Below are 25683 nucleotides of genomic sequence, written 5' to 3'. Positions count from 1 at the left end.
TTCCTTTGGGGGATGCCAACGTTTTTTTTGCCCCCGCCGAAACCACTGCCGGAAGCCGACGGACGGTGGGCGTGATGATTCGTTGGCGCGAGAACGAGCGAAGTACTGATAACTCCTATCTTAGCGATCTGTTAACCACTGCGACCAATCTAGGTGGCGATGCCGGTGTTCCGGCCTGCAACACAAGCCCCACGGCAACGCCCAGATATACGTGCCACCTGCAATACATCCCGGTCAGCAGTCGCTGCGCTCCTTATTTTGCCGACGTTACCGTTCAGTATTTCTGCCCAGGACCCAAATCCTGATTTCACGAGTTTCTGGGACTTTATCTTTTTATCAGGCAAGTCAAGCATGAAAAATTTGAGGCCATACAACCAGCGTGGCGTGACACTGCTCGAACTGCTAGTCGGCATCACCATTGGCCTGCTCACCATCGCTGTGGCGATGGGCGCACTCATGGTTTCTCGTGGCGTCTCAGGGACCGTAACCGATGCCAGTGATATCCAGCAACAAGCTTCGCACGCCTTCCGAGTGATTGGCATGCAATTAAGACAGTCGGGCTCGATCAAGCTCAAGATGTCTGCGACAAAAATGGAGAGTGATACTACTCCTGCGCTAGTTGGCGAACCTGTAGCATTTGAGACGGATTTCACCGATGGCACCAACAATTTCACACTGGCGACTGATACTCTGAGCGGACTGGATTCACCTGGCGCTGGTGAATACAAGCTCACAACAGGTTATCGCAATTACACAGAGCTTGTCTATTTGGCAAAAGATCCGACGAAACCTTTAGACCCGGAATCCGTTCTGCGTAATTGCTTGGGGGAAAGTGGCACCCCTACTCTCATTCAAAGTCAGTTTGTACTTAACACCGCTACTAACGAGTTGCGATGTGCTGCAAATGGCCAAGTCCAGCCTATTGTGCGCAACGTCGCCAACTTTCAAGTTCGATATTTAGTACAAAGTGCGGCCGGCACAGGCAGCCCCAATCTGCGTTATGTAAACGCCACAACCGTTGGTGCCCCAGGCACCCCTGGTTGGGCGCAGGTTTTTGCGGTGGAGGTCTGCTTAGTGTTGTATGGAATCGAAAAAATCAACCTACCCGCAGGCAGTTCCTATACGGACTGCGATGGTACCACCGCGATTAATCTGACCACACTAGCCGAACCCCGGAATAGACGCGTGCACATGGTGTTCCGCAACGTGTATCAATTGCGCAGCCAAGGGCTCACAGGCTAAAACCATCCACTGCAGCAAGCCATGCCACGCACATCCCTACCACACACTTCTAACAAGCGATCGCAGCGACGTCAAAGTGGCGTTGCATTGTTTGTCGTTATTGTTTTTGTCATGCTTTCGATGCTGCTGGCGTTGTGGGCATCTCGCACTTCCATGTTCAACGAGATGGTGGTCGGAAACGATGCTGACTACCAACGTGCATTCGAAGCCGCGCAGGCACTCATTCAGGATGCCGAACTCGACATTCGCGGTGAAAAGGCGGACGGAAGTGACTGCCGAATTCCAACTGCAACGGCATGTCGCGGAGGCAATCCTACCTATGCACAAATTCCGCTCGAGGCCAAAGAAGCCGCTGCACTATGGGCTGAACTTGAAAACATCACAACAGGTCCTCGATGCCTGAACGCTCTTTGCCTGAAACGTACAGGGCGTCAAGATTTCTGGAACAACACGAGCGATAAAACAGATCCTCTTGTTGATTTCACCTTGGCTGAAATGGCGGTCAACAACATCGGTGCTCGCTATGGCCAATACAGCGGCGCACAACTCAGCACCGATGAAAATGAGCCCAAGGGCAATCCCATACTGCGAGATCGCTCGGCCAACAACCGAGGTGGCTGGTATTGGATTGAGGTATTACCCTACGACCCCAATGCGGATAAGTCCGCTTTGATTGCAGGTGGCGCTAATCATCTTCCCTTGAATATGAAACCTAATGTGGTTTATCGCATTACAGCCCTTGCGTATGGACGCAAGGTACGAAGCGTAGCTGGAGTGGATGTCCCAGTAACCCAAGCGGTATTGCAACAAACCTATGCGCGCCAGAAGCTCAAAGACTAATTCTTCACCAAAAAAGCGCTTGCAGGTTGACATAGCCTAAGAGCTAGTCAATTCAACCGAATAGGAGCACATCATGCCCTCCAAAAATCATCCCCAAAAACACTTTAAAAAAACCCTAATTGCAATGGCCGTCGGAGCGGCGCTTGCTCCGCAGATTACCCTGGCATTGGACTTTGCACAGTCGCCACCAGGCACCGTAGAACCCTATGTTGCGCCTAACGTGATAATCTCCGTCGACGACTCGGGGAGTATGAGCAACTGCCTAAACAAAGAAAGTACGACGGATTGCGTCGGCTCAGCAGATGCTACGAACAACACGGTCCCAAACGCCGATGGCAGCTGGCCTTTGACGAGCCGTCGCATCAACGTACTCAAGTACGCCCTCAAGGAAGTTTTTAACGACACAACACTTTTGCCCGACGGGAAAATCCGCTTGGCTTGGCAGGTCATGCATAACAATGGCGGAGCGCCGAGCGCAGGCAGTGTGGATTCAGCCAGCATGCAGACCAATTCGATGCGCCCAGTCGAGGGCGCACATCGAACCAACTTCCTTAGTTTCGTCAACAGCCTCAAAGCGAACAACGGGACGCCTACCCATAAGATGTTCAAGCAGGCAGATGACTATATGCGCCGGACGTTAGGCACAAATAGCGCTTGGGCGTCCAAACCCGGCGTAACTGGAAGCCCTTATCTCGGATGCCGACGGAACTACCATATCGTAATGACCGATGGCCGCTGGAACGGGTATGAGGCAGCATACGCTGCCGGTGGCAATAAAGATGGAGTCACAACCCTCACATTGCCTGATGGCACGGTGTACAGCAACACCGGTGCCAACGCAGGACAAACCAATATCTATCGCGACGGAACAAGCAACACGCTGGCTGACTGGGCTTTCAAGAGCTGGTCCGAACCACTTCAAGCGAGCGGCCTCACCGGAGCGATAACGCCTACTGCCGAGTACGATCAAGCGCCTGCGACAGAGACGATAGGTGGTGTGGCGCTGAAAAAGTATTGGAATCCCAAATATAACCCCGCAAACTGGCCTCACATGGTGACGTACACCATCGGTTTCAGTTCAATGTCTTATACGTGGCCCGGGGCACCAACCATTCTCGCTCCTACAGAAATGGTGCCCTTCGGTTATAACGGCAGCTTCCCAAATTTGGTTAACGGTACGCAAACGTGGCCTGTCATGGACAATGAAAATAAGCGTTCATTGGACTTGTGGCATGCTGCAATCAATGGACGCGGAAGATTTTTTGCAGTCGAACAGGGCGACGATCTGGAAAAAGCGTTCCGCATGATCATCCAGCAGATCAAAACTGATACGGAGCCGGACCGAGGCTCTAACGCTACCAGCGGAAGTAATGCGTCGCGTAACGACGTGGGGAAGTACATAGCAAACTATATTCCCAAGGAAGGTTGGCGGGGGTTCATTGAGGCCGAAACCGTTAAAACAGATGGGACTACCGTTCCTAATCCCGGTTGGGCTGGAAAAAATACTGCAACCTTGCTTGATGCGGCAGGGTTTGACGTAAACGCTCGACTGGTACTCACATGGAACGATAAGATTCAAAAGGGAGCCCCCTTTAAATGGACGGCCGATGAATCCAACTTGAGTACAGCACAAAAGAACTTTCTGAATTTGAAGAGTGACGGCTCTAGCGACGCGCTTGGACAAGACCGTTTGAACTATGTGCGGGGTGACCGCACTAAAGAGGGGACCGAGACGCCTCCCGACTATCCCGCCACGAAACCTTTCCGCGAAAGAAAGTCACGCCAAGGAAGCATCATTAATTCTGAAGTATGGTATGTGGGGGCTCCAAACAGTAGTTACGCCTGGAAAGGCTACGCTGCGTTTACCAAGGCGTGGCAAAAGCGCCTTCCGATGATCTATGTGGGTGGCAATGACGGCATGCTTCACGGGTTCTCCGCGAATGACGGAGCAGAAAAGTTGGCCTATGTGCCACGCGGTGTCATCCCCGCCGTAGGGCGCCTCACTGACCCCACCTTCAATCAGAATCACCGTTATTACGTTGACGGATCGCCCATGAGTGGGGATGTCGATATCAACGGGGGCAAGGATCCCGGAGACCCCGACTACGGCATCTATGCCCCCGACTGGCGCACCATGCTGATTGGCACTTTGGGCGCAGGTGGCAAAGGTTATTTCGTTCTGGACATTACCAATCCAGGCACTACTGTGCCCGCGCCGGGCAACTTTACCGAAGGGAATGCGCCACAGTTGGTTGTGATGGATAAAACCCGCCATGCCAGCGAATCAGTGGCCTCGGTGGCCATTTGTGAAGACGCCGGCGTCACGCCCGTGGCAAACAAGGAAGCTTGCTTGGCTGCGGCTGATATGGGCCATATTTTTGCGAAACCCGTGATGGATGACGCCAACCCTCAGCGCACCACTCAAATTGTGCGCATGAACAACAATCGCTGGGCTGCAGTGATGGGCAACGGCTACAACAGCAAGAGCGAGCGTCCCGTATTACTGGTGCAGTATTTGGATGGTGACAAGAAGCTGTTGCGATTGGTGGCTACAGGCACGACGGCAACTGGCGCCCATGCTAATACTACCGACAACGGCTTGTCCGCACCACGCCTCGTAGACATCAACAGTGACGGCCGCCCGGATGTGGCCTACGCAGGTGATTTGAAAGGCAATATGTGGAAATTTCTGATTGCCGATAGCGATGAGAACAAGTGGGGTGTGGCACGCTGGGGCGGCGTGGCAGACTCCACCAGCAACCATACAACTGTTGGTGTCCCACTGTTTACCGCTAAGGGCGGCACCGAGGGATCTCCCGCAGTCCGCACACTCGCACAATCTATTACTGCTGCACCCACGGTGCGCGCAAATGATCGTAAAAAGGAAATCGATATTGGTGGGGGTAAAAAGAAAACGGTGGCTGTCGGCGGCATGATGGTAGCTTTTGGAACCGGACGCAACATTGCTACGGACGACCCACAAAATGCCAACAAACAGAGTTTGTACTCAATCTTGGACAATACGAGTTACAAACTGGTTGGCACCAAAAAGGACCGTATCGCAGTCTGCGCGTCAACTTCCGACTCGGCATGCTCCGAACTAGTGAAATCATCGGATGATCTACCAACTGCGGTGGCTCAAACGAGCTTGGTGCAGCGGCAAATTCCCGTGACATCTGCTTTTGCGCGCGATGGACACCAATTCTGGACTATCGATGCCTCTACCACCCTCGACTGGATCACGCATAAAGGCTGGTATATGGATCTGCCCGAAACCCGTGAACGCATGCTGAAGCCAATGGACTTTTACGATAGCAGCAATGTACTTTCAGTCTTTTCGCAAGTTCCAGCCAAAGGATCCCTGCTGGACCCTAGTGTTGAGGCATGCCAAGCTGGTTCGGTAGACAAGGAGCGGCAGTTCTGGACCTTGGTCAATATCATGGACGGTAAGCGACCTAGCGTTCAAATCATGGATACGAACGGCGACGGAAAATACAACCTCTCCAGCGACATGGGAGCTTCGCGTGTGTCTGTTCTCCCTGGATCTCACACCATGATCCAGCGCGGCAGTATCATCCGCCTCACGGGCAAGAAGCCGGATGGTTCAGACGATAACCTGGACAATCAGACCTTCCCAGAGCAAACCATGCGCCCCAGTTGGCGGCAGCTGCGTTAAGCTCAATGTTCAGGAGCATGCAGTCTTATGAAGCACCATTCTCGAGGCTTTACGCTAATTGAGGTCATGATCGTAGTAGCCATTATTGGCATTATTACGGCCATCGCTATGCCCAGCTACGCTGAATATATTCGGCGTGGTCACCGCGCTGATGCTCGTGCAGGTCTACTGCAGGCCCAGCAATGGTTGGAACGTGCCGCTACGGCCACGGGAACGTATCCCACCGCACTCCCTGCCAACCTTACTTGGGCGGCCGATCCGACAAAGCGCTATACGATATCAATTGGAGGGCCAGCCACCACTTCCTCCTTCACCCTCACGGCGACCCCTAAACCCGGTACACCCCAAGCTGGGGATAAGTGCGGAAACTACACGCTTACGCACGCTGGCATCAAGGGTGCGAAGGGGAAAATTCAAAGCGATCCGGACTTCGACGCAACTTGCTGGAACAAGTAGCTGCTGAGCTAATATCCACGGCGCATGAATTCGTCCGCGCCCTCCCCCATGAACCAAGCGCTTGAGCTCGCCACTCAAGCGCTTTTTCTTTCCAATCCGAATCCCCGTGTTGGGTGTGTGCTCACCGCCCCCAATGGCGAAGTCATTGGCCAAGGTTTTACCCAGCAAGCAGGTGGGCCGCATGCGGAAGTCATGGCGTTGCGCGATGCGGCCAGCAGAGGGTGTGACACCCGCAACGCTACCGCCTATGTAACGCTGGAGCCTTGCTCGCACCATGGGCGTACTGGGCCGTGTTGTGATGCCTTGGTCCAGGCAGGTGTGAGCAAGGTCGTGGCTTCCTTGGGAGATCCGAATCCGCTGGTGGCGGGGCATGGATTTGAGCGGCTGCGCGCGGCGGGTGTGGAAGTGGTAGTGGGGCCGGGGGCCGAGGCATCGCGCGAACTCAATATTGGTTTTTTCAGCCGGATGATCCGAGGCACGCCTTGGGTGCGGCTCAAAATGGCAGCGTCGCTGGATGGCACGACGGCCCTCAACAACGGGACCAGCCAGTGGATCACTTCAGCCGCCGCGCGCGCGGACGGGCATGCATGGCGGGCCCGAGCCTGTGCGTTGCTAACGGGCATTGGCACGGTGTTGGACGACAATCCGCGGTTGGACGTGCGCGACGTACCCACGCCACGCCAACCCCATGCGGTGGTGGTCGACAGCCGGCTGGAAACGCCACCGGATGCTAACATTTTGATAGCTGGCCGCGCTTGCTATATCTACGCTGCAGGCCAGAATGATTTAAAAAAAGAAACTGCCTTGGCCGATCGGGGCGCCACGGTAGTACACCTGCCCAACGCCCACGGCAAGGTCGATTTGCGGGCCATGCTTCAGGATCTTGGCCGGCGGGGCATCAATGAACTGCACGTGGAAGCGGGGCACAAGCTCAACGGCTCCCTGGTCCGCGAGGGTCTGGTGGATGAAATTCTGCTGTACGTGGCTCCGAGGCTTTTGGGTCCTGGACGAGGGATTGCGGACTTTGGACCGCTGACCTCTCTGGCGGACGGTTTGGCGTTGGAATTCAAGTCGGTCGATCCCGTCGACAAGGACCTGCGTATCGTGGCGCGGGTGCAAGGGCGCGACCGGTTCTAGCCCTGCTGGCGAGCACAGCGACCCTGATGCTCAGCAAGTAAACGATAGGGTCGTGGACCATCAGGGGCCGCACAGAGACAACCGCGCCTGAGGCCCACGTCTTCACCGCTGTCGACGCGCTTCCCCTGTATACGCCGATTTCCCCTTAACTAAAGCCCCCTTCCCCTCCCCGGGGCCCCGAACCTCTCGCGTTCAACCCCACCTCAGCCGCCACACCAAATCGGTGCGACCTCGCGCACCATTCTCTGGCGCGAATTTTGCTTCAAGATGGTGCAAATCGGGGATGCACGCTGCTTGTGCACCAGAAAAGATCAACCCATCGCGCGAGGACGATATGGAAGCACTCAAACAGGGCACGGATGCCTTGTTCATTCTGCTAGGGGCCATCATGGTGCTGGCCATGCACGCAGGCTTTGCCTTTTTGGAATTGGGCACGGTCCGCAAGAAAAACCAGGTGAACGCACTGGTCAAGATCCTGGTGGATTTTTCAGTATCGACGGTGGTGTATTTCGCAGTGGGCTACAGCGTGGCCTATGGCACGCATTTCTTTGTCGGTGCCGAATCGCTTGTTCAGCAGAGCGGCTACGCGCTGGTCAAGTTTTTCTTTTTGCTCACCTTTGCCGCGGCCATCCCGGCCATCGTTTCGGGGGGAATTGCCGAGCGCGCCAAGTTCTGGCCTCAACTGATGGCAACGGCGGTCATTGTGGGGTTTGTATACCCGTTCTTCGAAGGCATCGCCTGGAACCAGCGCTTTGGGGTCCAAGCATGGCTCAAGGCGCTGACGGGTGAAGAGTTCCATGATTTCGCCGGCTCGGTGGTCGTGCATGCCGTGGGCGGATGGATTGCCTTGCCTGCGGTGATCCTGCTGGGGTCCCGCGCCAATCGTTATCGCAAGGATGGCGCCATCTCTGCCCATCCACCCTCCAACATTCCCTTTCTGGCACTGGGCGCATGGGTGCTGGTCGTGGGCTGGTTCGGGTTCAATGTGATGAGCGCCCAGACGGTGGACAAGCTCTCTGGCCTGGTTGCCGTGAACTCGCTGATGGCGATGGTGGGCGGCACGCTGGCGGCGTTGATGCTGGGCAAGAACGACCCGGGCTTTGTGCACAACGGGCCGCTGGCCGGGCTGGTGGCCGTCTGCGCCGGCTCGGACCTGATGCATCCTCTGGGCGCGCTGGTTGTCGGGGCCGTGGCGGGGGGAATCTTCGTGGTGATGTTCACGCTGACGCAGAACCGCTGGAAGATTGATGACGTGCTGGGCGTGTGGCCTCTGCACGGCTTGTGCGGCACCTGGGGCGGTCTCGCCGCAGGGATTTTTGGCAGCAAGGCGCTGGGTGGCCTGGGCGGCGTCAGCTTCGGAGCACAGTTGATCGGCACGGCGATGGGGGTAGCGTGGGCGCTGGCTGGCGGGTTCGTGGTGTACGGCATTCTCAAACGCACGGTGGGCTTGAGGCTCACGCAGGAAGAAGAGTTCGACGGGGCCGATCTTTCGATCCACAAAATCAGTGCCACCCCGGACCGCGAAGTCAGCTGGTAGGGCCGCAGGCAGGCCGCTGTCAGCCAGCCCACCTAACCATCCGGTTTTGGCTGCGACCGATGGGGTGACGACTCCCTGTCACCCCCTGCTCCCTGTCGCGTTGGCGCGGCGTCCGACAAGCGGCAGACCGGCCGCAACGTCACAATCACGCCATGCGTTCGCAGCCCCACCCCTCTGGCAATGCTTCAGAGTTCTTGAGCTCCACGGCCCGCTATGGATGGCTGGCTGTGGCGGCCATGGTGATCGCCAGTGTGGTCAGCGGCTGCACCGGTTTGCCCACCGGGGTGGATCGCCCGGTGTCCAGCGCACTCGCATCACCTGATGAAACCCCACTGGGCCAACTGGTGCAAGCGCAGCGTGCCGCGGCGGGTGCGCGGCACCTTTCGGGCTTTCTGCTGCTCAGCGGACCCCAGGCCGCGTATGGCAGCCGGCTGGCGCTGGTGGAGTCCGCGCAAAAGACGCTGGACCTGCAGTACTACGCCATCCATGCCGATGCGAGCACCGAGCGCCTCTTGCTGGGTGTGGTGGCTGCAGCGCAAAGGGGCGTTCGCGTGCGCGTCCTGCTGGACGACTTTCACAGCGCAGGCCGCGACGCACAGGTCATGCGCCTGGCCTTCGTGCCCAACATCGAAATGCGCATGTTCAACCCCCTCACGGGTGCCCGCGGCTCCACGCTGGGCCGCATGTTCAGCGCGCTGGGCGATTTCTCGCGGGTGCAGCAGCGCATGCACAACAAGCTCTTCATTGCCGACAACGCCATGGGCGTGACCGGTGGCCGCAACCTGGGCGATGCCTATTTCGGCAGCGCGGAGTCCGGCAACTTCGTAGACCTGGATGTGCTGGCCGCCGGGCCCGTGGTGCAGGAGCTCTCCCGCAGTTTCGATAGCTACTGGAACAACGAACGCGCCTATCCGGTGCAGTCGCTGGTCACGCGGGAGGAACTGGACCGGATGCGCAGCCGCGCCCGCACGGCCGGAGAAGCGCAGCGCGGCCGGGTTGACGCCCCCAGTTCCCCCCAGGCGCCCGACGACTCGCCGCCGAAAGAGCCGGGGACGCCCCCACAGGACGCACCAGCCTCGCAACGTGCGCGAATCTGGGACCAGCGCCCCATGGACCTCACGCAAGCCACATTCACGTGGGCTCCCGCCGCTGTGCTGGTGGACAAGCCAGCCAAGATTCCCCCCGACAGCACCTCCTCGGCAGTGCTGCCCGAAAAGCCGCCCGCCAAGGCCTCGCCGCTCGCCATCACCTCGCGCGGCGGCAGCGCGCCCCCCCGCTTGCCTTCCGGGGCCACCGCGCGTCCGCCCTCACCACCGTCAGGTCCCAGCCCTGCTGCGGCGCCCGATGCGCCCGGCACGGTCGCCCCTCCACCCAACTACCGGCCTGACGCCCAAACGCTGGACGCCCAGACCGACACGGTGGTGGACGGACTGCTGCAACTGATGGGCAAGGCTCGGCGCGAGCTGCTCATCGTCTCGCCCTATTTCGTGCCGGGCCCGGACATGAAGCAGGCTTTTGCCGACGCCACATCGCGTGGGGTGCGGGTGCGGGTGCTCACCAACTCGCTGGCATCCAACGACGCACCGATTGCCCACGCCGGGTATGCGCGCCATCGGCCCGACCTGCTGGGCATGGGCGTCGAGCTGTACGAGATGCGCAGCGAGCTCCCCAGCGGGCTGCGCGGCGCGCTCGGAAGTTCGGGCAGCACCGGTGGCGAGGGTGGAAGTGGTGGCCTGGGCTCGGGCTCCATGGGCAGTTCGCGCTCCATGCTGCATTCCAAGCTGCTGATCGTGGATGGTCGCTTGCTGGTGGTGGGATCGATGAACCTGGACATTCGATCGCAACGCCAGAACACCGAAATCGCATTGCTCATCCGCAGCACCGACCTGTCCCGCAGGGCGACCGAGCAGATCGAGACCGCGCTGCGCGAGGCCGCATGGAAGGTCCAGCGAACGGAGAGCGGCCTGGTGTGGCAAGCCCCGGAGGGCAGCGGCCTGCCCAACAGCACGACGGAGCCCGATGCGAGCGTTCCGCTGCGGCTGATGCTGCAACTGCTCGGCCCGCTGGCACCCGACCATCTGCTGTAGGTCACGCGGGTGGCCGCGAAAAAGCGCACCGACCGCGCCGCTCCCCACACGGCCCCCCCTCGGAACAGCGCTCAGGCCTTTGGAAAAGCAGAGTCAGGCTGGCCCTGCAACGTGGAAACCCAGGCAGTGATCGCCCGCTGGTCGGTCATCGTGCGGACGTGCTGGTAAGCCGCTTCGGCCTCTTCAAAGCGCCTGCGCAGCAGGTTGAGCCACTGCTTGAGCCGCCCTGCCCGCTGGCGCGGCTCCAGGTCTTCGCAGACCAGTTGCCAGAAAGCTGCGATGTGCGGCAGCAGATCGTCCCAGGCCACGGTGTCCGCGCCGGACTGCCCGGCGTCCGACGCGCGGATGGCGCGCGCCAGGCCCGGGTCCGCCACCATGCCGCGCCCGAGCATCAGCGCGTCGCAGCCAGACACTTCGCGACAGCGCTGCGCGTCTGCCACGGTCCAGATCTCGCCATTGGCGACCACGGGGATATGGACCGCCGCGCGGATGGTGGGGATTTGCTCCCAATACGCCGGGGGCCGGTAGCCATCCGCTTTGGTGCGGGCGTGCACCACCAACTCGGCAGCGCCGCCCGCCTGCATCGCCTGTGCGCATTCCCGCATCAGGCCGGTATCGTTGAACCCCAGGCGCATCTTGGCCGACACCGGCAGGTGCGGGGGCACCGCAGCTCGCACGGCCGCTACCACGGCGGCGATGCGCTCGGGCTCCTGCAGCAGCGCAGCGCCACCTCCGTGGCGATTGACCACCTTGGCCGGACAGCCAAAGTTCAAGTCGATGCCCTCCGGCCCCAGGGCCGCGAGGCGGGCTGCGTTTTCCGCCATGCACACCGGGTCAGAGCCCAGCAGCTGCGCGCGCACCGGCACGCCCGCGAGCGTGCGGCTGCCGTTGCGCAACTCGGGCACGTAGCGCAAGAACACCTTGTCGGGCAGCAAGGACCCCGTGATCCGGATGAACTCCGAAACACAGCGGTCCACCCCGCCCACGCGGGTCAGCACGTCACGCAGCACAAAATCCAACAGCCCCTCCATGGGGGCAAGCAACAAGGTCATCGCATGAGCGGGTGGGATGCGCGAGCGCCGCAGCGCAGGCAGCCAGTTCACCTGAAAAAAAAATGGTCGGCAGCGCTTGATATACAAGCGCAGACAGCTATGTTTTTAATAGCAAACACCGCATTTGCCATCCGAAAGGGGCAAGATGCCAGACGGCATTGTGCGGCAGCGGGTCATCACAGCGTCACGGCGGCTTGCTCCAATGGCTGGCATTCCCCCGTGACGGAGACACCCATGCTGCTGCAAAAGACGGAAAAAGCCCGCCTGGAACTCTCGCCCGGCGTGCGCACACTGAGCCTGCGCGAGCGTTCCCTGCTGTTGCTGGTCGACGGCAAACCGCTGTCCGACCTGCAGGCCATGTACAACGGCATCGGCGCACAGATCGTCGAGAACCTCATGCGTCAGGGCTACCTGACGGGCCCCGCAACACCCGGTGGCGCAGCGGGCGCGCCGGGCCAGGCGTCATCCCGCGCACCATCGGTCCAGCGCCCCGAGCCCGGAGAAACGCTGCGCTCACTGGCAGGCGCCCGGATGTACCTGTTTGACACCTGCGAACGCCTGTTCGCCCGACGAAGCCCTGAGCTGGCCGAGCAATTCCGCAACGCGCTGCGCGCCGCGAAGGACCGCGCCAGCATGCTGGACGTGGGCGAAGCCATGTTCGAGGAAGTTGCCTTGGCAGCCGGCGGTGATCGTGCGGCAAGCCTGCGCGAGAAGTTCGAGCAGTTGCTCCCGCTCGAAACATCCACCGTGCTGACCAGCTGAACAGCTGGGCGGCACCGGCGGCGCGACCCCTTACGCAGTCAGGCTACGCCCAGACGCCACAACGATGTGACTTCCGCCGCACGCGCGGCATGCAACGGGTCTGACGCATCCGTTGCCTTGGCATGGCGCGGTTTCACGTCATGCCGGCCCAGCACTTGCAAGCCTGCCTCGGCAATCCACTGCAGCAGCTGCGCGCGCGGGCGCAGCGCGAGATGCTCGGCCAGATCGGACAGGATGAGCCAGCCCTCGCCCCCGGGTGCCAAGTGCTCGGCCAGACCGGACAGAAACCCGCGCAGCATGCGGCTGCCCTCGTCGTACACGGCATGTTCGATGGGCGAGCTCGCACGAGCGGGCAGCCATGGCGGGTTGCAGACCACGAGCGGGGCACGGCCTGGCGGAAACAGGTCTGCCTGCAGGAGCTCGACCTTAGGCAGCACGCCCAGGCGCCGCAGGTTGTCCTGCGCGCATGCCAGCGCCCTGGGGTCCTGGTCGGTCGCCACCACGCGCTGCACGCCGCGGCGCACCAGCACCGCAGACAGCACCCCGGTGCCCACGCCAATGTCAAAGGCCAGCGCCTTGCCGGGCAACGGCGCATTCGCCACCAACTCCACGTATTCGCCCCGCACAGGCGAAAACACGCCGTAGTGCGGGTGAATGCGGTTGTTCGGAGGGGCGCCCAGCGCGGGCACTTCCACGCCCTTTTTGCGCCATTCGTGCGCGCCCACCAGGCCCAGCAGTTCGCGCAGCGTAGCCACGGTACGCTCGCCCGTGGCCGGGCCCCAGGCCTCGGTGCACGCCAAGCGCCAGTCCGGCGCCCGGCGCAGGCCGATGCCATAGTCGCCCTCCAGTGGAATGAGCACCGATGCCAACACCCGCGCGCGCTGCGCCTGCGCCTGACGGTGCAGGTGAAAAGCCTCCGCCGGCGTGGCAGATGCCAGCTTCTGCGTCGCCTTCGCAGCCGACTTGCGCGGCTTCCGGTCCACCCGGCGCATGAGCGCCTGCAGCAGGTGGCGCGCGTTCTGGAAATCACCCTGCCACAGCAGCCCCGTGCCCTCGCACGCCATGCGGTAGGCCGCGTCAGCGGACAGGGTGTCGTCCACGACTTCGACCCGGCGCGGAGCGGACGCGCCACTCTCCGAGCGCCACAGCGCTTGCTGGGCCTGGCCTTCTTGGGTCCAGTGGATCATTGGGGTTGGCTGGCGCCCCGAGAAGCGCTACGCCGGAAATTGCCGAAAGTCGTGGAGGCTGGCGCAGACGCCACCAGCGCCCCCGCGCAAGGGCCGCCCCGCCGCACTGCGGCGTCCCCTTCCCGAAGGAGATGAGGACGGCGCCGCAGGCGACTCAGAGGATGCCTCATGCACTAATCGGCCGCTTCAGCCGCACTTCTTCAATCTTCACGCCGCCGATCACTGCCGTCTTGGCCGTGGAGAGTTCGCGCTTGAAGCCCGCCAGTTCATGAAAGCGCAGTGCGCGCTCATTGCGCAGCGGCACCCAGGCGGTCACATTGGTGCAGCCTTCTTCCTGAAGGCCGTCGCGTGCGGCATCCCACAGGGCCAGGCCCACGCCTTGGTTCCAATGGGTGGGGGCCGCATAGATGGCCCAGATCTCGCCCGTCGTGGGACGGGACTTTTCATCGCGTGAGCGGTCGTAGCCCACAAAGCCGACGATTTTCTCGCCGTCCACCGCCACCTGCACCTGGGGCTCGCAGTATTCGATGGCTTCGCGCCAGTAGGCCTGGCGCTTCTCGACAGAGGACATGGATTTCAACTGCTCGTCTGGCACCAACCCCTTGTAGGCCTCTTGGGCAGAGGCGGTGTGGACCTGGGCAATGGCTTTGGCATCGCGAAGCGTGGCGGGACGAACCTGGATACTGGACATGGAAAAACCGAACGAAAACAGGGAAAGAAAAAACGAAAGGACCGGCATTGTCGCCGCAAACCGTTTTTGCCCCTGCCCGCCACCCCGTCTGCGAGCGTTCCGACGCCCCCCGCGCCACTGCGGCCCACCGCCAAGGCAGGCCATCGCAACCGTCGCAGGGCCGTGCCCCGCGTCAGGCCAATGCCATCGATCCGGTGAGCGAAGCGGCCAGCGGGGCGCGCCGCGCAACGGCACGCTTGTTGCGCGGGCGCGGCACATGCACCGCTGGCGGGGCACCGTTGATGGCAGCGAGCGCCAGCACCAGCGTGACTGTCCGCGACCCGTCTTCCCGGTCATCGCCCGCGTAGGGCCGGTAGCTCCCGTTGCCAGGCCCATGGCTGCGCTGCACGGTGTGGAATGCCACGCGTGCGCCGGTGACCCGGTGGCCGGAGAACGGCAGCACCCGCAGCCGCGCATCCCGATCCAGCGCCAGCCCCAGATTGCCTGGCCGGTTGATCAGATCGGTCCGGATGGCGCGCCAGGTCTGCCCTTGGTCAATGGAAAACTGCCAGGTGCCGGCCTGCGCATCCAGCCGCTCGATCATCACGCCTGCAGATGCCAGCATGCCCGGGCAGTTCTCCTCGACGATGCGCGCCACCGTGTTGCCGCCCAGGCCATTGCCACCACCGGACAGCGCGGCGGCGTGCGGGCGTTCATCGTCAAGCCGAAGGGGTTGCGGAGAACCGGCGGAACCAGAAGGAGAGGCATTCGCAGTCATGAAAATCCCTTTGAATACGGTAGTGGCAAGTTTTGCGGCGCATTGCGTACACAGGACGTGGCATTCAATGCTTGACGGAAGTCTAGAAACGGGCTCCACGTGCGTCCATCGCACAAATGGACTAGCTCTGCACGCCGCGTTGTGCGCAATACTTGCTGCATGACTGCCCGCCTTTTGCTCGTGGACGACCACAACCTGTTCCGCACGGGGCTGCGCCTGATCGTGCAAGACCACCCCGGCGTGGGAACGATTGCCGAGGCAGGCTCCATTGCCGAAGCCTGCGCGTTGCGGCTGGAGGACGCCGACCTGGTGCTGCTGGATATCCAGATGCCTGGCATGAGCGGCCTGGACGGGCTACGCCTGCTGCGCCAAGCATGCCCCAGAGCGCGCGTCGTGCTGGTGTCGGCCAGCGTGGCGCCGGACGCGATCCATGAAGCCCGCGTCCGGGGCGCCGACGGTTTCCTGCCCAAATCGGCCAGTGCACAAGACATTCTTGAGGCCATCACCTGCGCGTTGGCAGGCCAGCCGTGTTTTCCACCGAACAGCGGCAACAGCGCCACCATCCCCGGCCCGGCCGTGCCGTCGCTGACCGCGCGCCAGCTCGACGTGCTGACGCTCCTGTGCGCAGGCAAGCCGAACAAGGTGATCGCGCGTGACCAGGGCCAGAGCGAGAACACCGTGCGGGTGCACGTTGCGGCCATCTTTGCCCAGCTGGGCGTCAACAGCCGGAGTGCCGCCCTGCTCGCGGCGCAGCGCCTGGGGCTGTCCACTCCGCAGCTCCATGGTCCCCTCTGACGCACCGCCCAGCACGCAGCCCGCTGACGACGACGTGGTAGGCGCCGCCGTCGGCGGGCCGGTGCGCGAACACGATGAGGTGCTGCGCGAACAGGTCGCGCTGCTGCGCCACAACTTCCCCATGACGCTGCTGGCGTCGCTGGCCACGGCGCTGGGCACGCTGTGGATCATGGTGCGCGTGGTCGAGGTGCAGGCCATCACGGTGTGGCTGCTATCGCACACGCTGGTCGTGGCCCTGGTGTACCTGACCCTTCGCACCATCGCACCGGGCCAGGGCGACGTGACGCATGCCGCGCGCAAGCTGTTTGCCTGCATGGCAGCCATGGGGCTCAGCTGGGGCAGCCTGGGCTATGTGGTGCTGCGCTGGGGTACGCCAGAGAGCGTGATTTACGCCATCGGCATCATCAGCACGGTGTCGTCCGGGGCGCTGGGCCTGGGCGCACCCCTGTTCCGCGCCTATGTCACCTACCTCACCTGCGCCATTGGCGGGGTGATGCTGGCCGTGGCGCTGGGGGGAGGACCGGTAAAGTGGCCCGCGCTGCTCCTCACCAGCGTGTACTACGCGCTCACCTGCATGCAGGCGCGCACGGCCGACCGCGCCACCCGGCGCAGCATTGCCCTCAAGCTCGAGAACGACCGGCTCGTCAGCCAGTTGCGCGAAGAATCCCAACGCGCGTTGGCCGCGCAGGAAGCCGCCGAGCAGGCCGACCGCGACAAGTCCCGGTTCCTGGCGGCCGCCAGCCACGACCTGCGGCAGCCCCTGCACGCGATGGGCCTCTTCCTGGAATCGCTGCAACGCAGCCCGCTGAACGACCACCAGCGCACGGTGCTGGGCCATGCGCACGCTGCCTCGGGCGCCGCGGCCGAGATGCTGACCACCCTGCTGGACTACTCGCGCCTGGAAGCGGGCGTGGTCAAGGTGCGCCCCGATGCCTTCGCGGTACAGCCGCTGCTCACGGCGCTGGAGCAGGAGTTCGGCGCGCAGGCCGACACGGCCGGGCTGGTCTACCGCACGCGGGAGACCTCGGCAGCCGCTTTTGCAGACCGCTCACTGGTTGGACTGGTGATGCACAACTTCATCTCCAACGCCCTGCGCTACACCCGCCAGGGCGGCGTGCTGATCGCGTGCCGCACGCGCGGCAAGCGACTGGCGCTGGAGGTGTGGGACACGGGGCCGGGCATCCCGCGCGGCGAGTGGGACAACATCTTCAAGGAGTTCCACCAGCTGGGCAATCCGGAGCGCGACCGCCGCAAGGGCCTGGGCCTGGGGCTGGCCATCGTGCAACGGCTGGCGCGCGAAATGCACACCTCGGTGGAAGTGCGCTCGCAGCCGGGGCGGGGCTCGGTGTTCCGCCTGTGGCTGGACCGCTGGCAGGGCGCGCTGCAGGACGACACGGCCCCGGCGCCCGATGGCCGCAGCCTGGCAGGCCTCAAAGTGCTGGCCATCGACGACGACGAGGCCGTGCGCATGGGCATGCAATCCTTGCTGCAAAGCTGGGGCTGCGTGTGCATCACTGCAGAATCCAGCGCCGACGCGCTCGAATGCCTGGAGGATCTGACACCCGACCTCATCATCACGGACTTCCGTCTGCGGCACGAGGAAACCGGAAAGCAGGTGCTGGAGGCCCTGCGGGCCTACCTCGGCACGCCCGTGCCCGCCATCATCATGACGGGCGACACCTCCCCGCAGCGCCTGCGCGATGCGCAGTCCACCTCGGCGCTGCTGCTGCATAAGCCCGTGTCCACCGGCCAGTTGCGCGACGCCATGGTGCAGCTCACCAACGCCGCCGCGGGCGCAGCGCCTACAGCCAGCGCCGCAGCAGCCCCATGACCTGGTCGAACCTGGCTCCGTAGGGCGGGTAGAACAGGCTGCCTGCCGACCAGCGGGATTGCACCAGCACCGATTTCTGGTGGCAAAAGCGCACAAAGCCCTGTTCACCGTGGTAGGCACCCCAGCCGCTGTCCCCCACGCCGCCGAAAGGCAGGTTGTCGTGCGCGATGTGCATCAGCGTGTCGTTCACCGTCACGCCGCCGCTCACCGTGCGCCGCAGCACATCGTCACGCACCGCCTCGCTCTGGCCGAACCAGTACAGAGCCAACGGGCGCGGCCCCGCATTGATGTGTGCAATGGCATCGTCCAGCCGCTCGTACGAAATCACCGGCAGGATGGGGCCGAAGATCTCTTCTTGCATGAGCTGCATCTGCGACGTGGCGCCAAACACCAGCGTGGGCAGCATCTGGCGGCTGGCGCCGTCGCCCAGCGTGCCCATGGTGGCGGGTGCAGGCTTGCCCTCGGTGGGGTCGATGGTGAGCACTTCGGCACCCTGCGTCTGGGCCTGCTGCAGCATGGTGCGCAGGCGCGCATGGTGGCGCGGCGTGATGATGGAGGCGTAGTCAGCGTTGCCCTCGACGGTGGGGAACAGCCGCTGCACCGCGGTGCGGTAAGCCTGGGCAAACTCGCCCTCGCGGCCTCGCGGCAGCAGCACATAGTCGGGCGCGATGCAGGTCTGCCCCGCGTTGAGCAGCTTGCCGTGGGCGATCTTGAGCGCCGCATCCTGCATGTCGCACTGGCCGTCGATGATGCAGGGCGACTTGCCGCCCAGCTCCAGCGTGGTCGGGGTGAGGTTTTGCGCCGCCGCCTGCGCCACCTTGCGACCCACGGCGGTGGAGCCGGTGAACACCAGGTGGTCAAACGGCAGCGAGGCGAACAGTGCCGACAGGTTGGCATCGCCCTGCACCACGCTGAATTCGTCGGGTGAAAAGAACTGCGCCACCAGCAAGGCCAGTTGGGCCGAGGTGTGGGGGGTGAGCTCGCTGGGCTTGAGCATCACGCGGTTGCCTGCCGCCAGCGCGGTAATGGCCGGGGCCAGCGCCAGCTGCACCGGGTAATTCCAGGGCGCGATCACACCCACCACACCCAGCGGCTGGCGGTGGATGAAGCCGCTGGCCGGCTGCAGAAAGATGGGGGTGCGCACCCGGCGCGGCTTCATCCAGCCAGCCAGGTGCTTGAGGGTATGCGACAGCAGTGTGCGCAGCACGAAGAAGTCCGCCACCTCGGTGAGTCGCGGCGAGCGCATGCCAAAGTCGGCCTGCACCGCCGCCGCCAGCACCGGGCCATGCTCGTCCAGCAGCTTGCGCATGCGCAGCAGGCGTTCGCGACGCACCAGCAGGGGCACGTCCACGTGCTCGCGGCTGGCGCGGTATTGCAGATCAAACAGGGCGTGGATTTCGGCAGGCATCATGGTGGGGGATCATAGAAGACGCCGTTGACGGGCCGCGCCGCGGATGTCAGCCAGGCTACGCTGTTGCGTACTTTTACCGGCCCAGCAGCGTGTTGTGCGCGGCTCTCGGGGGGTTGGGTGCGCTTCAAATTCAAGGATGTCCTGCATAACTCCCTGCGGTCCGTGATAGCGCGGCCTCGGGCGGTCCGCTGCGTTGCTTTTCTTGCCAATAGCCGGGCTATTGGCTGCGAAATGACGCCTTGCGGCCCATCCCGATCCGCACTACCACGGACTCGCGAGGGTTATGCAGGCCATCCTTAACGAACCTCGCGGGCTTCCACGTCGGTCACATCGGCTGCGCCCGGCAGCACGCCGCCGCGGCGCGACGCGGCCGGCTCGCCCGCTTCAGCGCCGTCACCGGCCGCCCCAGCCCCGCCTGAACGATGGGCCGCCTGCGACCAGCGCTGGCTGGAGCTGAACACGGTGCGAAAACCCGTGCGCGGATCGACCCGCATCACCCAGGGCGTAGCAGGCCGGCCCGTGAGGCGCGCCCAAGCCGCGCGCAGCGCCCACACGGCGCCCAGGACCAGCACGGCCACCAGCAGGCTCAGGAACACCACCAGCCCCATAGCTACCACCAGGACGCGCAGGGCCAGGCGCAACACTGCGGCAATGAAATCATTCAAACGCTACCTCTCCTTCACAGACCGATGAGCCAAGCCTCCATCAGGCAGCCACCGGCTCGGCACCTGCACTGAACTGGAACACGCCCGGCTCCAGCACCGGGTTCACGCTCACCGCAATCACGCTCTTGGGCGGGAAGCGCCCTTCGAGCAGCAGCTTCGACAAGGGGTTCTCGATGCGCTGCTGGATCGCCCGCTTGAGCGGCCGCGCACCAAACACCGGGTCGAACCCCACCTTGGCCAATTCTGCCAAGGCGGCGTCGGACACCTGCAGCTCCAAATCCATCCGCGCCAGGCGGTTTTGCAGCGCCAGCAGCTGGATCTTGGCGATGGCGGCAATGTGCTGCGCATCCAGGCCGTGGAAGACCACCGTCTCGTCAATGCGGTTCAGGAACTCGGGCCGGAAGTGGTTCTTGAGCTCGCCCCACACCGCGTCCTTCACGTCCTCGTAGTCCTGGCCCACCATGGCCTGGATGAGGTGCGATCCGATGTTGCTGGTCATCACGATCACCGTGTTCTTGAAGTCCACGGTTCGGCCCTGGCCGTCCGTCAGGCGGCCATCGTCCAGCACCTGCAGCAGCACGTTGAACACATCCGGGTGGGCCTTTTCCACCTCGTCGAGCAGCAGCACGCTGTAGGGCTTGCGGCGCACGGCTTCCGTCAGGTAGCCGCCTTCCTCGTAGCCCACGTAGCCGGGCGGCGCACCGATCAAGCGGGCCACGGAGTGCTTCTCCATGAACTCGCTCATGTCGATGCGCACCAGGTGGTCTTCGCTGTCGAACAAAAAGCCCGCCAGCGCCTTGCACAGCTCGGTCTTGCCCACGCCCGTGGGGCCGAGGAACAGGAACGAGCCCGTGGGCCGGTTCGGGTCCGACAGGCCCGAACGCGAGCGGCGGATGGCGTTGGCCACGGCGGCAATGGCCTCGTCCTGGCCCACCACACGCTCGTGCAGCTTAGCTTCCATCTGCAGCAGCTTGTCCTTTTCGCCCTGCATCATCTTGGCCACGGGGATGCCCGTGGCGCGGCTCACCACTTCGGCGATCTCTTCGGCGCCCACCTGCGTGCGCAGCAGGCGGTTGGGCGTGGACGCACCGTCCTTGCCCTCTTCCTTGGCCTGCGCTTCCTTCAGCTGGCGCTCCAGGTCGGGCAGCTTGCCGTACTGCAGCTCGGCGACCTTGTTGAAGTCGCCCTTGCGCTTGAGTTCCTCGATCTGCAGCTTGACCTTCTCGACCTGCTCGCGCACCTGCTGGCTGCCCTGGGCCTGCGCCTTCTCGGCGGTCCAGATGTCTTCCAGGTCGGCAATCTCTTTTTGCAAACGGGCGATTTCCTCTTCCAGCAGCGTGAACCGCTTTTGCGAGGCCTCGTCCTTTTCCTTCTTCACGGCCTCGCGCTCGATCTGCAGCTGGATCAGCCGGCGGTCGAGCTTGTCGATGGCCTCGGGCTTGGAGTCGATCTCGATCTTGATCTTGGCCGCGGCCTCGTCGATCAGGTCGATGGCCTTGTCGGGCAGGAAACGGTCGGTGATGTAGCGGTTGGAGAGCTCGGCCGCTGCCACGATGGCCGGATCGGTGATGTCCACGCCGTGGTGCAGCTCATAGCGCTCCTGCAGGCCGCGCAGGATGGCGATGGTGGCCTCCACGCTGGGCTCGCCCACGAGGATCTTCTGGAAACGCCGCTCCAGCGCCGCGTCCTTCTCGATGTACTTGCGGTATTCGTCCAGCGTGGTCGCGCCCACGCAATGCAGTTCGCCGCGCGCGAGGGCGGGCTTGAGCATGTTGCCGGCGTCCATCGCGCCCTCGGCCTTGCCGGCGCCCACCATGGTGTGCAGCTCGTCGATAAAGACGATGGTCTGGCCTTCGTCCTTGGCCAGCTCGTTGAGCACAGCCTTCAGGCGCTCTTCAAACTCGCCGCGGTACTTGGCGCCAGCCAGCAGGGCCGCCATGTCCAGGCTCAGCACGCGCTTGTTCTTGAGCGACTCAGGCACCTCGCCCGCGATGATGCGCTGGGCCAGACCCTCCACGATGGCGGTCTTGCCCACGCCGGGCTCGCCGATGAGCACAGGATTGTTCTTGCTGCGGCGCTGCAGCACCTGGATGGCGCGACGGATCTCGTCGTCGCGGCCGATCACGGGGTCGAGCTTGCCCGCGCGGGCGCGCTCGGTCAGGTCCAGGCAGTATTTCTGCAGCGCGCCGCGCTGGCCTTCTGCCTCGGCGCTGTCCATCTTCTGGCCGCCGCGCACGGCGGTGATGGCGGCTTCCAGGCTCTTGCGGGTCAGGCCGTTGTCCTTGGCGATCTGGGCGGCGTCGCCCTTGCTGTCGGTGAGCGCCAGCAAGAAGAGCTCGCTGGCGATGAACTGGTCGCCGCGCTTGAGCGCCTCCTTCTCAGTCGCCTGCAGCACGCGGCCCAGTTCGGGGCCGCCCTGCACCTGGTCATGCCCCTGCACCTGCGGCAGGCGCTTGATGGCAGCTTCGGCCGCGCTGGTCAGGCCGGGCACGTTGGCACCCGCACGCTGCAGCAGCGCCTTGGGGCCGTCGTCCTGCTTGAGCATGGCCAGCAGCACGTGCACGGGTTCGATGTAAGCGTTGTCATGGGCCAGGGCGAGGCTCTGGGCATCGCTCAAGGCTTCCTGGAACTTGGTGGTGAATTTGTCGAGACGCATGGGTGAATGTCCTCCGATTGCGTCTCATGTGAGGAGGGGCCGGCGCTTTTCAAGCCGGGCTGGATCAACTTATCCACAGGATCACGCGCCCGCCCAAAGCAGACAAAAGCTATCATTTCGATAGCTATCAGCGCTTGATGGATATGCGCTACAGCCTATTTTTATTGAATTTATCCCGCCCCCGCCGCCTCTGCTACCACACCGCCAGACCCGCCAGCAGCAGCGACAGCCCCGCCAAAGCGCCAAGCGACAGCGCAGGGATTCCCACCGCCGGGGCCCGCCGGCACGGGGCACCACGGGGTCGTTGATGACGCCGTCCAGGGCACCACAGCTATCGTCGCCCAGGCCGCCGTCGGTCACCTCGGCTGGCCGCAGGACTGGCGGGTGTGGACCCGTATTTCTTGAGCGTGAGCCCGGCCACGCTAGGGGAAGGTCACCGCCACGCACACCGGCCACGTCCAAAGTTTGCACGGATCTGGCCCTCACCCTTTGGCGGGGCCGCGAAAAGCCGTCAGGCGTTGCGCGCCGTGATGCCCCAGCGCGCCAGCGCCGCATCGTCGCTCACGCGGGCGTCCACCCAGCGGGCGCCCTGGGCGGTCTGCTCTTTCTTCCAGAACGGGGCCTGGGTCTTGAGGTAGTCCATCAAAAACTCGCAGGCCTGGAAGCTTTGCCCACGGTGCGCGCTGGTCACGGCCACCAGCACGATCTGATCGAGCGGCTGCAGCAGCCCCACGCGGTGGATCACCCGCGCGCCAAAGATGTCGAAGCGGGCGAACGCCTCGTCCACCATGGCCTCGATGGATTTTTCGGTCATGCCGGGGTAGTGCTCCAGCTCCATGGACGAGACGGCATCGCCCTCGTTGCGGTCGCGCACGGTGCCGACAAAGCTGCACACGGCGCCCACACCCTTGTTCTCGCGGCGCAGGGCGGCGACTTCGGCGCTGAGGTCAAAGTCTTCGGTCTGGATGGAAACGCGGGGGAGGGTCATGGCGGCGATGAAGGCGGGCTGGATGCAGAACAACGATCAGGGCGCACGGTGCAGGCGCGGTGCGGCCAGCAGGGCGCGCTCTTCTTCCACCACCTTGTTCAGCTGCACCAACGCAGGCGTGGAGGGCAGTTCGGCCAGCAGGGTCTGCAGCCGGGTAATGTCGCCTACGGTGGGCGCCACCTTTATCTGCGCCACGGCGGCCGGGATGTTGCCCCCCCGCACCAGGGCCAGTACCTTGGCGGGCCATTCACTTTTGTTTTTGGGGTTGCGTGCCATAGAACGAAGGGGCAAAAAACTTTGTCTGTACGATGCGATCCAATCCGGCAGCACTGTACCCGCTCTGTAGCGTGCAGCGCCCTTTTCCAGACATCCGCCCATGGCCACCCAAACCATTCAGACCGAGCTGTACAAGCTCTACCCCTCGCCGCGCAACGCTACCAAGGATGTGTTTGCGCACCAGGTGTTCGTGCCCTACCCCTACGCCATCATCGACCTCGCCGTGATGGACCTGGCAGGCAAGACCACGCTGTTTGCAGCCTGCCGCCTGGCCGATATGAAGATGGGGCAGGTCGTGACGTTCGAGCTGGCGGCAGACCAGGCGCGGTTTGAGCGTTTGTTCACGCCCGACTGATCCACCCAGCGCACCGGTCCATGGATTTCGAGGAATCGTTCCACCCGCTGGAGTCGCAGGCGCCCGACGCCTACACCGAGGCGGTGGAAGCCTACTGCCACGGCATCCTGCGGCTGCACTGGAACGAGCGGCTTATCAACAAGATCTTCGGCCGCGCGCTGCAGTCCCATGCTGCTGGGCGGCTGGTGGTGCAGCACTTCCAGTGGCAGCGCGAAGGCGCACCCCGCCCGACCCTCGCCTTGCTGCAGCGCCAGGCGGGCAGCGGCGGCCGCACGCTGGCCACGTTCTTTGCCGTGCTGCGGCTGGCCGGCATGGTCAGCGCCGAGCCCGATGCGGCGGACCGCCGCGTGCGCTACCTGGTGCCCGGCCCGCGGCTGCTGGACGGGCTGCGCACCTGGGTGGTCCACCACCTGCAGTGCGCCGAGGCCCTGGGCGTGCTGGCCCACGGCCACGCGGCGTGGCTGGGGGCGGATGCCGACTACTTCGAATCCTTTCTGTGCCGGGCCGACATCATCCTGGACCGCCTGGCCGCACACCGCGGCCGCTTTGGCGGTTGGGACTGGTTCGACCAGCGCGAGGGCGGCGGGCGCGTGGCCATGCTGCTGCTGCGCGAACACTGCCGCACCACCACGGCCCGTGCGGGCGGCGGCCCGGCGCCGCTGTTTCCGCTGCGCGCGCAGGAACTGGCCGAGCGCCTGGGCTTTTCGCACTCGCACGTGCGCAACCTGGTCAATGACGCCACGGCCGAGGGCCTGCTCACGCAGGACGGGCGCCGAGGCCTGGTGGCGCTGACGCCCCGCTTCGAAGCCGACCTGCGCCACTGGCTGCAGCACCTGCTGGGCTGGTTTGCCGAAGCCGCCCAGGCGGCCGACCGCGGCCCACAGCCACATGCCCGCCGCTGATCCCATCCGAGAACCCATGTACGACGACAACCAGATCCACGTGCCGCCATCCTTCATGGCCGTGTACTCCGACGCCCGCGGCCGGCTCACAGAGAGCGCCGACACCGTGCGAACCCGCTACGAGCTGTGCGAAGACCTCGCCGGCCACTTGGTGGAACAGGCGCAGACGCTCTACCACGTGCAGGCCCCGTCCGAAGCCGAGATCCTGCGGCGCATCCATGCCGGGCTGTGCGCAGCCGAGTCGGGCATGCCGGTGCCCGAAGCCACGTGGATCACCACCCGCCTGGCCGAACTGCTGAACTGGCCTTGCCCCGAACTCGTGCCTCCCACGCCACAGTCCTCAGAGGGCGCCTGAGGCGCTTAGCTATACTGCGCCGCAT

22 protein-coding genes and 1 pseudogene are annotated in these 25683 nt (G+C 63.5%); 14 read left to right on the top strand and 9 right to left on the bottom strand.

The window, feature by feature from the left end; genetic code table 11:
- The 8 genes and pseudogenes from MRY84_RS18315 to MRY84_RS18280 form a co-directional block, all read left to right on the top strand.
- Positions 1–305, top strand: a pseudogene (locus MRY84_RS18315) (type IV pilus modification protein PilV); the annotation flags it as partial.
- 46 nt (positions 306–351) lie between these two features.
- The gene (locus tag MRY84_RS18310; RefSeq protein ID WP_291507129.1) at positions 352–1242 is read left to right on the top strand and encodes a PilW family protein; all 891 of its coding nucleotides are present in this window, start codon (positions 352–354) and stop codon (positions 1240–1242) included.
- Between the two features lie 21 nt (positions 1243–1263).
- Positions 1264–2082: a PilX N-terminal domain-containing pilus assembly protein gene (locus MRY84_RS18305; protein WP_291507128.1), complete on the top strand. Its 819-nt coding sequence runs from the start codon at positions 1264–1266 to the stop codon at positions 2080–2082.
- 73 nt (positions 2083–2155) lie between these two features.
- The gene (locus tag MRY84_RS18300) at positions 2156–5758 is read left to right on the top strand and encodes a PilC/PilY family type IV pilus protein (RefSeq protein ID WP_291507127.1); all 3603 of its coding nucleotides are present in this window, start codon (positions 2156–2158) and stop codon (positions 5756–5758) included.
- Between the two features lie 27 nt (positions 5759–5785).
- On the top strand, positions 5786–6214 hold the full coding sequence (locus MRY84_RS18295; RefSeq protein ID WP_291507126.1) for a type IV pilin protein: 429 nt from the start codon (positions 5786–5788) through the stop codon (positions 6212–6214).
- A 24-nt stretch (positions 6215–6238) separates the two neighbouring features.
- Positions 6239–7351 (top strand): bifunctional diaminohydroxyphosphoribosylaminopyrimidine deaminase/5-amino-6-(5-phosphoribosylamino)uracil reductase RibD, encoded by a 1113-nt coding sequence (gene ribD / locus MRY84_RS18290; RefSeq protein ID WP_291507125.1) that lies wholly within the window; start codon positions 6239–6241, stop codon positions 7349–7351.
- Positions 7352–7685: 334 nt separating this feature from the next.
- Positions 7686–8888, top strand: coding sequence for an ammonium transporter (locus MRY84_RS18285; protein WP_291507124.1), 1203 nt, complete (start codon positions 7686–7688; stop codon positions 8886–8888).
- Positions 8889–9040: 152 nt separating this feature from the next.
- A complete protein-coding gene (locus MRY84_RS18280) occupies positions 9041–10975 on the top strand; it encodes a phospholipase D family protein (protein WP_291507123.1) in 1935 nt (644 codons plus the stop codon).
- Between the two features lie 71 nt (positions 10976–11046).
- On the opposite strand, the gene MRY84_RS18275 is transcribed toward MRY84_RS18280, so the two are convergent.
- Entirely contained in the window at positions 11047–12027 is a 981-nt protein-coding gene (locus MRY84_RS18275; RefSeq protein ID WP_291507122.1) for a tRNA-dihydrouridine synthase, read from the bottom strand.
- A 234-nt stretch (positions 12028–12261) separates the two neighbouring features.
- Here MRY84_RS18275 and MRY84_RS18270 point away from each other — a divergent pair, with 234 nt between their 5' ends.
- Positions 12262–12789: a hypothetical protein gene (locus MRY84_RS18270; protein ID WP_291507121.1), complete on the top strand. Its 528-nt coding sequence runs from the start codon at positions 12262–12264 to the stop codon at positions 12787–12789.
- Between the two features lie 38 nt (positions 12790–12827).
- Here the strand turns inward: MRY84_RS18270 and MRY84_RS18265 are convergent, their stop codons facing one another.
- The 3 genes from MRY84_RS18265 to MRY84_RS18255 form a co-directional block, all read right to left on the bottom strand.
- Positions 12828–13976, bottom strand: coding sequence for a class I SAM-dependent methyltransferase (locus tag MRY84_RS18265; RefSeq protein ID WP_291507120.1), 1149 nt, complete (start codon positions 13974–13976; stop codon positions 12828–12830).
- Between the two features lie 166 nt (positions 13977–14142).
- On the bottom strand, positions 14143–14667 hold the full coding sequence (locus MRY84_RS18260; protein WP_291507119.1) for a GNAT family N-acetyltransferase: 525 nt from the start codon (positions 14665–14667) through the stop codon (positions 14143–14145).
- A 172-nt stretch (positions 14668–14839) separates the two neighbouring features.
- Positions 14840–15424 carry a hypothetical protein gene (locus MRY84_RS18255; protein WP_291507118.1) on the bottom strand — a complete coding sequence of 195 codons (585 nt, stop codon included), beginning with the start codon at positions 15422–15424 and terminating at the stop codon, positions 14840–14842.
- A 159-nt stretch (positions 15425–15583) separates the two neighbouring features.
- Between MRY84_RS18255 and MRY84_RS18250 the strand changes: the two genes are divergently transcribed.
- Positions 15584–16219, top strand: coding sequence for a response regulator transcription factor (locus tag MRY84_RS18250; RefSeq protein ID WP_291507117.1), 636 nt, complete (start codon positions 15584–15586; stop codon positions 16217–16219).
- A complete protein-coding gene (locus tag MRY84_RS18245) occupies positions 16206–18050 on the top strand; it encodes a hybrid sensor histidine kinase/response regulator (protein ID WP_291507116.1) in 1845 nt (614 codons plus the stop codon). Before MRY84_RS18250 ends, MRY84_RS18245 begins: the two co-directional genes overlap by 14 nt.
- Here MRY84_RS18245 and MRY84_RS18240 read toward each other — a convergent pair.
- The 5 genes from MRY84_RS18240 to MRY84_RS18220 form a co-directional block, all read right to left on the bottom strand.
- Positions 18022–19461: a coniferyl aldehyde dehydrogenase gene (locus MRY84_RS18240; RefSeq protein WP_291507115.1), complete on the bottom strand. Its 1440-nt coding sequence runs from the start codon at positions 19459–19461 to the stop codon at positions 18022–18024. The genes MRY84_RS18245 and MRY84_RS18240 overlap by 29 nt on opposite strands.
- 296 nt (positions 19462–19757) lie before the next feature.
- A complete protein-coding gene (locus MRY84_RS18235) occupies positions 19758–20126 on the bottom strand; it encodes a hypothetical protein (RefSeq protein WP_291507114.1) in 369 nt (122 codons plus the stop codon).
- A 40-nt stretch (positions 20127–20166) separates the two neighbouring features.
- Positions 20167–22782, bottom strand: a complete 2616-nt coding sequence (clpB, locus tag MRY84_RS18230) for an ATP-dependent chaperone ClpB (RefSeq protein ID WP_291507113.1) — start codon at positions 22780–22782, stop codon at positions 20167–20169.
- A gap of 511 nt (positions 22783–23293) precedes the next feature.
- Entirely contained in the window at positions 23294–23770 is a 477-nt protein-coding gene (locus MRY84_RS18225) for a molybdenum cofactor biosynthesis protein MoaE (RefSeq protein WP_291507112.1), read from the bottom strand.
- A 36-nt stretch (positions 23771–23806) separates the two neighbouring features.
- Complete coding sequence (locus MRY84_RS18220) at positions 23807–24046, bottom strand: hypothetical protein (protein WP_291507111.1); 240 nt, start codon at positions 24044–24046, stop codon at positions 23807–23809.
- Between the two features lie 100 nt (positions 24047–24146).
- Between MRY84_RS18220 and MRY84_RS18215 the strand changes: the two genes are divergently transcribed.
- The 3 genes from MRY84_RS18215 to MRY84_RS18205 are packed head-to-tail and all read left to right on the top strand — an operon-like array spanning position 24147 to position 25658.
- Positions 24147–24401 carry a hypothetical protein gene (locus MRY84_RS18215; RefSeq protein WP_291507110.1) on the top strand — a complete coding sequence of 85 codons (255 nt, stop codon included), beginning with the start codon at positions 24147–24149 and terminating at the stop codon, positions 24399–24401.
- Positions 24402–24421: 20 nt separating this feature from the next.
- Positions 24422–25303: a hypothetical protein gene (locus MRY84_RS18210; RefSeq protein WP_291507109.1), complete on the top strand. Its 882-nt coding sequence runs from the start codon at positions 24422–24424 to the stop codon at positions 25301–25303.
- A 16-nt stretch (positions 25304–25319) separates the two neighbouring features.
- A complete protein-coding gene (locus tag MRY84_RS18205) occupies positions 25320–25658 on the top strand; it encodes a hypothetical protein (protein ID WP_291507108.1) in 339 nt (112 codons plus the stop codon).
- Positions 25659–25683 lie beyond the last annotated feature (25 nt).

This window comes from Acidovorax sp., assembly GCF_022763525.1.
GTDB lineage: Bacteria > Pseudomonadota > Gammaproteobacteria > Burkholderiales > Burkholderiaceae_C > Acidovorax.
The sequence above is the reverse complement of the archived record's forward strand: the minus strand, read 5'-3'. Positions and strand labels throughout refer to the sequence as shown.

Excerpts from the sequence above, each read along its gene's own strand:
- MRY84_RS18255 (WP_291507118.1), bottom strand. The coding sequence starts at position 15,424 with ATGACTGCGAATGCCTCTCCTTCTGGTTCCGCCGGTTCTCCGCAACCC.
- MRY84_RS18270 (WP_291507121.1), top strand. The coding sequence starts at position 12,262 with ATGCTGCTGCAAAAGACGGAAAAAGCCCGCCTGGAACTCTCGCCCGGC.
- MRY84_RS18280 (WP_291507123.1), top strand. The coding sequence starts at position 9,041 with ATGCGTTCGCAGCCCCACCCCTCTGGCAATGCTTCAGAGTTCTTGAGC.
- MRY84_RS18260 (WP_291507119.1), bottom strand. The coding sequence starts at position 14,667 with ATGTCCAGTATCCAGGTTCGTCCCGCCACGCTTCGCGATGCCAAAGCC.
- MRY84_RS18250 (WP_291507117.1), top strand. The coding sequence starts at position 15,584 with ATGACTGCCCGCCTTTTGCTCGTGGACGACCACAACCTGTTCCGCACG.
- MRY84_RS18285 (WP_291507124.1), top strand. The coding sequence starts at position 7,686 with ATGGAAGCACTCAAACAGGGCACGGATGCCTTGTTCATTCTGCTAGGG.
- MRY84_RS18275 (WP_291507122.1), bottom strand. The coding sequence starts at position 12,027 with ATGACCTTGTTGCTTGCCCCCATGGAGGGGCTGTTGGATTTTGTGCTG.
- MRY84_RS18210 (WP_291507109.1), top strand. The coding sequence starts at position 24,422 with ATGGATTTCGAGGAATCGTTCCACCCGCTGGAGTCGCAGGCGCCCGAC.
- MRY84_RS18220 (WP_291507111.1), bottom strand. The coding sequence starts at position 24,046 with ATGGCACGCAACCCCAAAAACAAAAGTGAATGGCCCGCCAAGGTACTG.
- ribD (WP_291507125.1), top strand. The coding sequence starts at position 6,239 with ATGAATTCGTCCGCGCCCTCCCCCATGAACCAAGCGCTTGAGCTCGCC.
- MRY84_RS18225 (WP_291507112.1), bottom strand. The coding sequence starts at position 23,770 with ATGACCCTCCCCCGCGTTTCCATCCAGACCGAAGACTTTGACCTCAGC.
- clpB (WP_291507113.1), bottom strand. The coding sequence starts at position 22,782 with ATGCGTCTCGACAAATTCACCACCAAGTTCCAGGAAGCCTTGAGCGAT.
- MRY84_RS18205 (WP_291507108.1), top strand. The coding sequence starts at position 25,320 with ATGTACGACGACAACCAGATCCACGTGCCGCCATCCTTCATGGCCGTG.
- MRY84_RS18295 (WP_291507126.1), top strand. The coding sequence starts at position 5,786 with ATGAAGCACCATTCTCGAGGCTTTACGCTAATTGAGGTCATGATCGTA.
- MRY84_RS18305 (WP_291507128.1), top strand. The coding sequence starts at position 1,264 with ATGCCACGCACATCCCTACCACACACTTCTAACAAGCGATCGCAGCGA.
- MRY84_RS18215 (WP_291507110.1), top strand. The coding sequence starts at position 24,147 with ATGGCCACCCAAACCATTCAGACCGAGCTGTACAAGCTCTACCCCTCG.
- MRY84_RS18240 (WP_291507115.1), bottom strand. The coding sequence starts at position 19,461 with ATGATGCCTGCCGAAATCCACGCCCTGTTTGATCTGCAATACCGCGCC.
- MRY84_RS18300 (WP_291507127.1), top strand. The coding sequence starts at position 2,156 with ATGCCCTCCAAAAATCATCCCCAAAAACACTTTAAAAAAACCCTAATT.
- MRY84_RS18310 (WP_291507129.1), top strand. The coding sequence starts at position 352 with ATGAAAAATTTGAGGCCATACAACCAGCGTGGCGTGACACTGCTCGAA.
- MRY84_RS18265 (WP_291507120.1), bottom strand. The coding sequence starts at position 13,976 with ATGATCCACTGGACCCAAGAAGGCCAGGCCCAGCAAGCGCTGTGGCGC.
- MRY84_RS18245 (WP_291507116.1), top strand. The coding sequence starts at position 16,206 with ATGGTCCCCTCTGACGCACCGCCCAGCACGCAGCCCGCTGACGACGAC.